This is a genomic window from Paenibacillus sp. J22P15 (assembly GCF_056269345.1).
The window spans coordinates 1-11,466 of record NZ_JBWDNT010000001.1; the positions used below are offsets into that span (position 1 = coordinate 1).

Below are 11,466 nucleotides of genomic sequence, written 5' to 3' on the forward strand. Positions count from 1 at the left end.
CAATCAGTTATTCGCTGTATTCGGTCTGCAGTCGACAATGTTCCTCGCCAGCAACGAATGGTTCCCGTGGATTATCGTAGGGAGCGACGTATGGAAGGAATTCGGCTTCGGCACAATAGTCTATCTGGCCGCTTTGACCGGTATAAACCCGGCATTGTACGAGGCGGCGGCGATGGACGGTGCCACCCGATGGCAGAAGTTGAAGTACATTACGCTGCCGAGCTTGAAACCAACGATAATACTATTGGCTACGTTGAGCCTGGGCAATGTGCTGAACGCCGGGTTCGATCAGATTTTCAACCTATATAATCCGCTCGTCTACGAGTCCGGAGATATTATCGATACGTATGTCTACCGGGCGGGGCTCCTGCAAGTGCAGTACGGATTGGCCACTGCGGTCGGTTTGCTGAAGTCTGTTATCAGTTTCGTGCTGATCATCATTTCTTATTATCTTGCTTCGAAGTTTGCCAATTATCGCATTTTCTGAGGAAGGGTGAAGCTTCTTGGTCCGTAACATTACATTATCCTCCCGGTTGACCGACAGTGTAATCGGCACTATCCTTGTCCTGTCATCACTGTTGTGTCTGTTCCCGATTTGGTATACAGTGATGGTTTCATTAAGCGATAAATCGGCTGTGGCAGCAGGGTTGGTCACATGGCTCCCGGTTGATTTCACGATCGCTTCTTATCGTAAAATTTTGGAGGAGCAGGCCTTCTTCAACTCCTTCGGTATATCCCTGCAGCGAGTAGGGCTTGGAGCTCTAATTAACTTCGGCGTCTGCGTACTGATGGCATACCCGCTGTCGCGCAGCACGCATCAATTCCGGCCGCGCAACGTCTATATGTGGCTCCTCGTCTTCACGATGCTGTTCAGCGGCGGCCTTATTCCATGGTTCATAACGATCAAGTCGTATGGACTTCTCGATACGATCTGGGCGCTCGTGCTGCCAGGAGCCGTCCCGGTCTTCAATGTTATTCTGCTCGTCAACTTCTTCCGCAGCCTGCCGAAGGATCTGGATGAAGCCGGTATGATGGACGGTGCGGGACCATGGTATATGCTTTTTAAGATCTATATCCCGCTATCCGTTCCGGTATTGGCTACAATTACACTGTTCAGCATCGTCGGGCATTGGAACTCGTTCTTCGACGGGCTTATCCTGATGAATAAGCAGGAGCATTATCCGCTCCAGACTTATATTCAGCAACTCGTTGTCCAGATCAATACCGACAATATGACGACGGAAGAGCTGCGGCAGGCTGCCATGCTTTCGAACAAGACATTGAATGCGGCCAAAATCGTTATTTCGATGATTCCCATTTTGGTGGTCTATCCGTTCATGCAGCGGTATTTCATTCAAGGCATTATGTTGGGCTCGGTCAAGGAATAGAAATTGGAGGAGGATTGGGTCTCAATGTCCAAACCATTTATATTAGCTAACAACCATTTTCAAATCGAAGTGGACAAGGCAACCGGGGGGCTTCGTTCACTGGTTCACCCCAAGGATCCGTACGGCATGAATTGGATCGAAGGGAGCCGTGTTTGGGGCAACTTCATATTGAATAAAAATGAACATACCGACTCGATGGCTTCGCGCACAGAAATCCAATTTACCCCTGATCAAGTTACATCGATCTATACTACGAACAAGTTAAGAATCACCGTAGACCGATGCTTTAATTCAAACGGCCTGTTTCAAGAGAACTACCGTATCCAGAACATCACTTCGGTCACCCAATCCTTAGGAAAAGCCGATTTAGGGATTCTGGCTACCTTTAATGATAATTACCAAGACGCGTCCATCTGCATGACTATGCGCTGTCATGCGCATCTGTGGTGCGCAGAAAGCATGAGTTATGTGAACGCATTGCGAATGGGCGGACAAGCTCCGCACCTAGGACTTGTCTTAACTTCCGGCCAGTTGTCCAGTTACAGTGTTCTCCGTGAGGAAACATCCAATGATCGGGGGGATTTCGTCCTGCATCCCCCTTTACTGACACTGGAGCCTCACCAGAATTATGAGTTGTCATGGGTGATGTTCTGGCACGAAGGCGCAGATGATTTTTACAAGAAGGCACTTTCCATCGCGAGCTTTGTAACCGTGAGTGCTTCGGAGTACACCTTATTTCCAGGTGAAACCGCGGTCATCCGAGCCGAAATTGAAAATACTTGGGATGAACTCGACATCAGGGTGAATAACGAGCCGTTGCCTTATGAGGAAACGAAAAATACGGTATGCGCTCACTTTCAGCCAGATGAGCCGGGAGACTATCGGATCACGCTTTATAACGGCTCAGCGTCTACTCATTTAAACGTCCTGAGTGTACCTCCTCTTGATAAAATCTTGGCCGCACGGTGCCAATATATTGTGGAGAAGCAGCAATGCCTGGATAAGAACAGTCCTCTCTACGGCTCTTATTTGATTTACGATAAAGAATCGAAAGAACAATATTACGGACAAAATCATGATGATCATAATGCGGGTCGCGAGAGAATTGGAATGGGCGTCCTGCTGGCGTCATACCTAAGCCGGCAGCCGAAATCAACTGTTGATCATGAGATGATGGCGAAGAGCTTGGAGTTGTATTACGACTTTATGCTGCGCGAGTTGTATGATGAGAAGAGCGGCACGGTTTTCAACAATGTGGGCCGTAATAACGAGTGGCACCGGTTATACAATTATCCCTGGGTCGCAATTCTTCATCTGGAAATGTTCAAATGGAAAGGCGACCCGGTTTACCTGCAAAGAATGATGCAAACCATAAGAGCTTATTACCGCAACGGCGGTCATGATTATTATTGCATCTGCTTGCCGATGTCGGAGTCCATTCGAATTCTGGAGGAGCATGGTTATGAACAGGAAAGTCATGAATTATTAGCCTTGTACCGAAAACATGTGGACCGAATCGTCGAGATCGGGACGAACTATCCGCCGCACGAAGTGAGGTACGAGCAGGGTATCGTGGCCCCTGCAGCCACTTACATCACAGAGCTCTATCTGTTGACCGGCGAAGCACGCTATTTAGAAGCTGCGGAACTGCAAGTTCAGATTCTATCCTTATTCAACGGCGATCAGCCGGATTATCATTTGAATCAAATTGCCATTCGTCACTGGGACGGATATTGGTTCGGTAAACATGCTCTCTTGGGAGATACCTTTCCCCACTACTGGAGCACGTTAACGGCTATTGCCTACAAGTACTATTATCAAGCGACCGGTCGGAGTGAATTCAACAAGAAAGCGAACACGATTCTTCGCGGTAATTTATGCTTGTTCGATGCGGATGGTTTTGGTTCATGTGCGTATCTGTATCCCCACTCGGTCAATCATAGGATGGCAAGATACTATGACCCTTGGGCCAACGATCAGGACTGGGCATTGCTGTATGCGATGAAATTTTTGGATCTCCCATGAGGCAGAAGTATTAGATTTACTACCGTAACGTTGTATATGCAGAAAAATTCCACCGGATCGGGAACAGTGTATGGCGGGGATATCGGATTGACCAAGTTTGAGATTACAGACCCAATACAAGTACGATAGAAACAAAAGAAGTGAAGTTTGCGGCAGTAACCAATAAAAAAGGCGTCAGGATTAAAATAAATGTTGCTAATTTGCAGTGGTCGCATTACGCTCTTAATGAAGTTAGTGTTTATAACAACTAGCAAGTAAAACCAACTGCAATTCCGCTTTAATTTAATAAACTTGATATTGAATACAAGGATATGAGCCTCGGTATTAAACCGAGGCTATTCCAATAGGGAGAGGCACACGCATGCATACATTGAAAAAGACCCATGTCATATTCAAAAAGCACTTGGATATCAGGTTTACGGATTTGGTGCAAAAGGTGGTTGCACCAGTATTGTCTCCCGGAGAGAAGCGGATGCTTCGATTCGATCAGACCTTTGCTCCGCTTGACGGAGGGATGCATTTTAACTTGCATAATAATATATGGGGAACAAATTTCCCCATGTGGTTCGAGGAAAATATGAAGTTTAGATTTGTATTGAACTGTCTAGCGGGGTGCATCCATGAAAAATAGTCCAAGAACAATAGATCATTTCGATTCCGACTGGATGTTCCATTTGGGTGATTTACCCGTTATGCACGCGGTCAAAGGGGGAATGACGGGAGGATTAACCGACTGCGAGGATATTGCGGAAGGGGAATGGTTAAAAATCGCCTATTTCGACGAGAGAGAAAAGGCGGTCATTCGAGACCGGGAATGGAAATCCGTTAATCTCCCTCACGACTGGTGCGTGGAAGGGAATTACGTATACGACGGAGATAAGGTTAAACATCATAGGAGTCACGGATATCTCCCTGTTGGAATCGGGTGCTATCGCAAGGTTTTTGCAATTCCTAAGGAAGATCTCGGGAAGAAGATCTCAATAGAGTTCGATGGGGTAATGCGTAACAGTACGGTTTGGGTTAACGGACATTTGATGGGTACTCATCATAGCGGATACACAGGTTTTAACTATGACCTTACGGATATATTGCGTTACGGTGAAGAAGGAGAAAATGTCGTGTTCGTAAAGGTCGATGCCAGCGACTACGAGGGTTGGTGGTATGAAGGATGCGGCATATATCGTCATGTATGGCTGGTTAAGACGGATAGACTTCACGTGGAGAGACATGGAACATACGTGACTACACCCTCTGTGAGTGAAAATGAAGCCCAGGTTCATACTATGACAAGCATTTATAATGAGCATGCACAAACAATGAAATATAGCCTTCATACATTAATTGTGGATGGATCGGGACTAGTCGTCGCTTCTAGTGCAACAGAAGGAACAATAGCCGGAGATAGTCGAACAGAAGTTGAAATTGCAATGTCAGTCATTGCGCCAATACTTTGGGCGCCTGAGCAACCTTATCTTTATGAAATCAAGACCGAAATTTATGATGCTAAAGATAATCGGTTATTGGATGTGTACAGAACTCCCCTTGGAATAAGGACCATAGCGTTTACGGCGAACGATGGCTTTCTTCTGAACGGCAAGCCATATTTGATAAAAGGAACGTGTAATCATCAAGATTTTGCGGGAGTAGGAGTCGCACTTCCGGATCAAGTAACCGAATATAAAATCAAACTCCTCAAGGAAATGGGATGTAACGCCTACAGATGTGCCCACCATGTTCCTTCACCGGAGTTGCTGGATATATGCGATCGATTAGGAATGCTCGTAATGGACGAGAACAGAAAGTTGGATGTATCTCCCGATGGAATAGCTGATTTAAAAGAGATGCTCTATCGGGATCGCAATCATCCGTCCGTAATCATATGGAGCATGGAAAACGAGGAAATATTGGAAGGGACCATCATTGGTGCTCGGATGCTGGATACTTTATCTCGAATCACGCATTCGATCGATCCTACCCGTCCAACCATTGCTTGCATGAACCATGGATGGAACGAGGGTGGCTATAGCGATTCAGTGGATATTACGGGCTATAACTATGGTCAAAGAGAAGATCAATATATTCGCGACCATGAGCAGATTCCGGAGCGGATCATGATCGGAAGCGAGAGCACGAGTTGTACGACTACTCGTGGAATCTATGAGAATGATGCAGTTAGAGGGTACTGTTCTTCCTATGGAGACAATATTCCCGGGTGGTCATGTTCGCATGAAAAGTCATGGCAAGATGTCGTCAATTATCCGCATTTAACCGGCATTTTCGTGTGGACGGGCTTTGATTACAGGGGGGAGCCGACGCCTCATCAATGGCCTTGCATTGGCTCGCATTTCGGAATCATGGATAGCTGCGGATTTCCAAAGGATGCTTACTTTTACTATCAAGCCGCCTGGACAGATAAGCCGATGGTACATGTGATGCCCCATTGGAATTGGCCGGATAAAGTTGGTCAGGAGATTGATGTGTGGACATATAGCAATTGCGAGACGTTGGAGTTACTACTTAACGGCCGAAGTCTGGGAGAGAAGGTTGTTGACCGAAACGCACGAATGGAGTGGAAAGTCGGCTACGTTCCTGGCGAGTTGAAGGCGATTGGAAGGACGGCTGGAAAGGAAATCACGCAGAAGGTGATCACTACAACAGGAGTTCCTGTTGCGATTCAATTAGAGTCCGATAAAGTCCAAATGAGTGGTAATGGTACGGATATCGCAATGATTAGCATTTCAATTCGCGACTCTAATGGTGAAGTTGTTCCTACTGCGGATAAACAAATCAAATTTTCAATTGAAGGTCCTGGCCAAATTCTCGGCGTAGGCAATGGGAATCCGAGTAGCCACGAGCCGGATAAATCTAACCAGAGAAGAACATTCAACGGTTACTGTTTAGTTATCATACAAGCCAATAAAGACTCAGGAGAAATTAAGTTAAGTGCAACTTCAACTTCTTTGGAATCATCCACCGTTGTCATTCATGTTATTTAAGGAGAGAACACCGTGAATCCTTTTCAAGTTGAAGGCAATGTTTCCTACATGGCTACTTAAATACAAGAATATAAGACTGTGTTGTAACGACCCGATCTATTTGGGCAAAATTATTGCTTACTACGATGTATTAGTGCTGAATGAAAGAGGAGACAAGTGGCAGTTTCTTACTGTCGATGAGCTCCTATGCATTTTTCACATTCCAGATTGGTTCAGGTTCCCTTCGCATATCCCTGTTTACCGAATCTACGAGATGATCGGGCAAAGTGTTTGCGGAAAAGTCATACGTGCATTTGCCAATGAAATATGCTCGATGTTCTTTCGACGGCAAGCCGGTATCCGAAGTAAGGACCCTGAGAGATGTTGGTATAACAAGAGAACAGGGCGGGCAAATCGGCTTTGTTTTTGGTTAATGGTACGTTGATTGTTAACTAAGAGGTTCCGTCTTTGGAGAAATATTGGATTATTTTTATCGTCCCACTCTTTTGGTATTTTCTCGTTCCTGGATCCATCATGACAGTGACCATGAGCTTGATTTATTGTTTGATTGGGAAAAAGAAGCCAGATGCTGACCGCTTCTGGCTTTGACCACCTTTTTCAAAAGGACTCCGTCCATTTCACTGGTTGATATAACTGAACAAAAGGAGTTAAAAATAATGAATAGTAAATTGAATAATGGTAAGTTAGTTATTTCATTTCAAGAAACTCCTAATTTCGAACCGGTTCAGGAGGATTTTACATTGTCCTTTAAAGTCGATGATAAGACAATAAACTCCAATATTAACACATTCGTATATGACGGCACGACTAAAACTGCAACCTTTGTATTTGATCCCATCGTCAATTACAACTCGGTGGAAAAAACAGTTAAAGTAACTGCTAAGTATGATGTGATTGAAGTAAGTGAGATTTTTATATTGCCTGCGGGAAGCAACAGCACTCCAGTCACATCGAATGCGACAATTGAAAATCTTTCTCCGAAGCTGGGTACAGAACCGCATGTAAAAGGCATATTGAAAGTAAGGTATACTTTTAATGATGCTGAGGGAGAAACAAAATATCAGTGGTATATTTCTGATGCAGTCGACGGAGAATACTCGAAGCTGCAAGGGATTAACACGCAAACGATTATTTTGTTGGATAAATATGTTGGGAAATACCTTAAATGCGAAGTGAAAGCTGTTGATATTCACGGCAATAGGGCAGCCATCTCAGTTATGAGTGCGGCGACTGGACCGGTGCTGGCAACGGAGGGGAATCCTCTTACCGATTGGTTTCTTGAGGCACAATATGGCGTCTCACATCATATTCTTTCCGAGTTTGTAAATCTGGATTTTGTTTCGACTAAGCCGGGTGAAGAATGGGATCGAAATCAACAGACATGGAATGAGTTTATTGGGGAATTTGATGCGGAGAAATATGCAGAACAAATCAGTCAAACCGGAGCAAAATATATTATTGTAACTCTGGGACAAAATGCGGCGGAATACTGTGCGCCAAACGAAGTTTACGACCAATATTTGCGTGAAGCAGGTCTTTTAGGAGAGGGAGAAGTAAATCCCAAAACGGTTTCTATGGCAAATGATCTGCCTATGAAGATTGCGGACGCAGTGGCACCGTATGGTATCAAGGTTATGCTCTATCTACCGTCTAATCCTCCACACAGCGCTCACTGGAACCCCGGAGAATATCGAGTGACCGTGGACGCTCTTAAGGGAATACGCGACTCCAATGGTCCCGTCAGTCAAGAAGCGAAGAAAATACATGTTGAAATGGTAGAATGGTGGTCGAAACATTACGGGGATAAGATTGCTGGATGGTGGTTTGACGGAATGTATCCAGGCGGTATATTGGAAAGCCAAAATAATATGTCACTGGAATATAACGTATCCACTCTAGCTAATGCTGCGAAATCTGGAAATCCTTATAGTATCATAACGTTTAATCAAGGAACAAATCCGTCAATTGCATTTGCTAAAAACACGGAGTACCATGATTATACTGCTGGAGAAATCAATGATTTCGATATTTTCCCATATGAAGGTCGTTGGGCGAAAAATACTACTGATGTTCAAAACTTCTTATTTGGACCCCTTGGCAAAGGTGGATGGGGTTGGGGCGCCGCCGGCACTTCTAAAACAATAGAGTATGTCGAAAATAAAGCGAGAACTGCAATTGAAAAATCGTATGTAATAGGTTTTGACACGAAGGTAAATCATTTTGGTGAGATTGACCCGGCACAGTTGGCGCAGCTGATAGAGTTAAAGGGAAGGCTCATAGAATAGCGAATACACCCGACACGAGTGGCCATATAACCGTAGTAACCGTCCTGTGGGCCAGCCTGAAACGAACGAAAGCGCCGGTTGGCATTTGTACCGTTGGTTCCGTTCGACCTAAGGACGAAGATAGCAAAAATATATTGCATCGTATAATAGCAGAGTTAAATTGACCGTTGGGGCAAGATACTCAGTATATAGATTTTGTGGTCAAACTTTAATTTGTGCTAGATACATTACGGTGAACCTTATCACAAGTAGGGCGAAACCCATGAATTTGAGTGGATATTGAAAGTTTTACCAATTTTGAATTAATTGGTTTTGGGTTATTATTAATTGTTGCATATTGTGACTGTATTGGCTGTCAATCAATTGTTTGGTATAAAGGACAGAAGATCCTTGATTCCACTAATGGGTATGATTATCTTCTTCTTATCTATGTTACTATTTTCTAACGTCGTTGAACTGAAGAGCTTTTTGAAAACGATGATACCTGTTGATGTAACTTTCGTGTTCATGATTCCTTTTATTATGTTGATTTTCCATTATATAAGAGAGAAAGTTAGCTGGGAACAGAAATAACAAATTTCATAGTCCGATTCGAAGTGTGCAAAATTTTTGTTGAAATAAATACAGCGCGAAAAAACTTCTTGGTTTACCGAGAAGTTTTTTTGCGCTGTTTGCGTACAAATATAGGAAAGACATTATCAATTGATTGCTTGAAGCCTGTGAAGCGCATCTTCAGCTATGGTATAGGTGGGGGAAAGTTCATGGGCCTTTTCATAGGCGGTAATTGCTCTTGGAATATTTCCAAGTCCTTCCCAACATAGACCTGAATAATACCAAGAATGGAAGCTGCCTGCTCCGCGTAAGGTTAGATGGTATCCTATCGTTTCCCCTAGCTCTAAGCAATGCTGAAATACGTCTATTGCCGCAGAGTACCACCCCTTCAAATAGAAAATTACGCCTTTATAAAAATGAAGATCGACATAATCCGGATATAACGCAATGGCTTTATCGATACCTGGCCAAGCTCCATCAATGCTTCCGGTGTTCAAAAGGATGGCATATTTCAGTTTATACAACATAGAGGGCGGCATTTTGCTTCCTTGAACGAATCGGACAATCGATAAATTTACATACTCAAAAGCTTTATCATATTGACGGATTCGATAGTACTCACTAGCCATGTGATATTCAATCCACGGATTGGATGATGAGGCAGGTGAGCTTGCTTCCCGTTGCAATAAATTCATGTTGCGTTCAAATTTGTTTTTTTGAATCGTGATTGGCTCCATATACCCCCGGTGGAGTAATTTAAGCGGAACAGTTTCCATCACTTCGGTATGGTTACGATCAGGAAAAAGATCATCGATATTCAGTGTTTCATGAATTGCATATTTGAACTTAAGCCCGATATGGTTACGGAAAAAACGGGGATGAGCTATATGAAAAGCTTCGTCTGTATTTGGCGAATCCCCAATATAATTAATTAAATGAAGGGATAAAACGGAGGCCTGTGTCTCTTCAAGCACCTTATATAAATCATAATCACCAAGAGGCAACAATTGTTCATCTGCATCCAGATAAAGGATCCAATCTGACTTTGCGTGTGTGAGTCCATAGTTTCTAGCATTGGCAAAATGATCATTCCATTCGTAGGAAATTACAGAAGCCCCCAAGGATCGGGCAATCTGAATGGTCTTGTCAGTTGAGCCTGTATCCACGACGATCATTTCATCAATCCAATCTCTGACACTGAGCAAACAGGTTTCGATCAGGTGCTCCTCGTCTTTCACAATCATACACAGCGAAACAGTTGGGCGATTCGTCAAGGTACACCTCCGGTTTTCACGCTATGACCATAGATATGCGACAAAAAACAAATAAATGAAAGAGGGGATGATCTCATGCAGCCATGCCCGCTTTGTAAAGCAAATGAAAGCAGTATTTTCCATTCGTATGCTAATTTTACACTTATGATGTGTTTGTCCTGTCAGCTTGTTTATCAGATGCAGGTCGATAAAATTCGTCAGGAGCAGCTAATTAATAATATTTATGATAGAGATTGGGTAGCCATGAGGGATCTATATGCGGTGAATACACTAAGGGAGCATGCTTCTTTCAGCGTTTTAATGCTGGATATGTTTTTCCATAATAAAGGGAAATTGCTTGAGATCGGTTCTGGAACCGGTGAGTTTCTGTGGTTGGCTCGGGAAGCAGGTTGGCAAGTGCAGGGACTTGAGCCGTCGGCCGTTGCTTGCGAATATGCGAACGAACGTTATGGTGTGAGTATCAGAAATGAACTTTGGGGATTGAATCTTTTTGAGGAGGATGAAAAGTTTGATGCGATTGTATTTTGGCATGTCCTAGAGCATATTCCATCTCCGATCTCTTTTATGGAGCAAGTGAGTTCTGTATTAGCCCCGGGAGGGAGGGTAATATTCAGTTTGCCCAATCAACATTCGATTACAAATGCATTAAAAGGAGTTTCATCACCGCTGTTTACAGAAGAGGACCATTTGTTTCATTATGCTAAGAAACATATTGAACAGCTTATGACTTTAAGCAATTTTGAGATTATATCCTTATTTTCCAGAGAGGAACCGGCACGGCTCGAAAATGATTTGCAAATCCATCCTATGGCAATTCCATCACTGTCTGAAAAGGATAAAATAAAGATGATGATTGGGCTGCAGGCAAGATGGCACGGACATGAAATTTTTTGCGTAGCGAGCCATCGCTAGGAGTAAATTGACGCAGCCGAACCTCGTAGCTAGG

At 43.8% G+C, this 11,466-nt stretch carries 8 protein-coding genes; 7 read left to right on the forward strand and 1 reads right to left on the reverse strand.

The genetic code is table 11. The annotated features are described in order from the left end of the window. From AC0YN6_RS00005 to AC0YN6_RS00030, 6 genes are all read left to right on the forward strand, one after another. Window positions 1-487: ABC transporter permease subunit (locus AC0YN6_RS00005; RefSeq protein ID WP_475744239.1), on the forward strand; the 487-nt coding region annotated here is incomplete at its 5' end. Between the two features lie 16 nt (window positions 488-503). Then, complete coding sequence (locus AC0YN6_RS00010) at window positions 504-1,388, forward strand: carbohydrate ABC transporter permease (RefSeq protein ID WP_475744240.1); 885 nt, start codon at window positions 504-506, stop codon at window positions 1,386-1,388. A 24-nt stretch (window positions 1,389-1,412) separates the two neighbouring features. Beyond that, entirely contained in the window at window positions 1,413-3,413 is a 2,001-nt protein-coding gene (locus tag AC0YN6_RS00015; protein ID WP_475744241.1) for a hypothetical protein, read from the forward strand. A gap of 361 nt (window positions 3,414-3,774) precedes the next feature. After that, on the forward strand, window positions 3,775-4,044 hold the full coding sequence (locus tag AC0YN6_RS00020) for a hypothetical protein (RefSeq protein WP_475744243.1): 270 nt from the start codon (window positions 3,775-3,777) through the stop codon (window positions 4,042-4,044). Beyond that, window positions 4,034-6,409: a beta-galactosidase GalA gene (gene galA / locus AC0YN6_RS00025; RefSeq protein WP_475744244.1), complete on the forward strand. Its 2,376-nt coding sequence runs from the start codon at window positions 4,034-4,036 to the stop codon at window positions 6,407-6,409. Before AC0YN6_RS00020 ends, galA begins: the two co-directional genes overlap by 11 nt. Window positions 6,410-7,065: 656 nt before the next feature. Further along, window positions 7,066-8,694, forward strand: a complete 1,629-nt coding sequence (locus tag AC0YN6_RS00030) for a hypothetical protein (protein WP_475744246.1) — start codon at window positions 7,066-7,068, stop codon at window positions 8,692-8,694. Window positions 8,695-9,392: 698 nt separating this feature from the next. On the opposite strand, the gene AC0YN6_RS00035 is transcribed toward AC0YN6_RS00030, so the two are convergent. Continuing rightward, window positions 9,393-10,520, reverse strand: a complete 1,128-nt coding sequence (locus tag AC0YN6_RS00035; protein ID WP_475744247.1) for a glycosyltransferase — start codon at window positions 10,518-10,520, stop codon at window positions 9,393-9,395. 75 nt (window positions 10,521-10,595) lie between these two features. On the opposite strand from AC0YN6_RS00035, the gene AC0YN6_RS00040 reads away from it, so the two are divergent. Continuing rightward, window positions 10,596-11,432: a class I SAM-dependent methyltransferase gene (locus tag AC0YN6_RS00040; RefSeq protein ID WP_475744248.1), complete on the forward strand. Its 837-nt coding sequence runs from the start codon at window positions 10,596-10,598 to the stop codon at window positions 11,430-11,432. The last annotated feature ends 34 nt before the right edge of the window (window positions 11,433-11,466 follow it).

Coding starts and splice junctions, on each gene's coding strand:
- AC0YN6_RS00015 (WP_475744241.1), top strand. CDS start 1,413: ATGTCCAAACCATTTATATTAGCTAACAACCATTTTCAAATCGAAGTG.
- AC0YN6_RS00020 (WP_475744243.1), top strand. CDS start 3,775: ATGCATACATTGAAAAAGACCCATGTCATATTCAAAAAGCACTTGGAT.
- galA (WP_475744244.1), top strand. CDS start 4,034: ATGAAAAATAGTCCAAGAACAATAGATCATTTCGATTCCGACTGGATG.
- AC0YN6_RS00030 (WP_475744246.1), top strand. CDS start 7,066: ATGAATAGTAAATTGAATAATGGTAAGTTAGTTATTTCATTTCAAGAA.
- AC0YN6_RS00040 (WP_475744248.1), top strand. CDS start 10,596: ATGCAGCCATGCCCGCTTTGTAAAGCAAATGAAAGCAGTATTTTCCAT.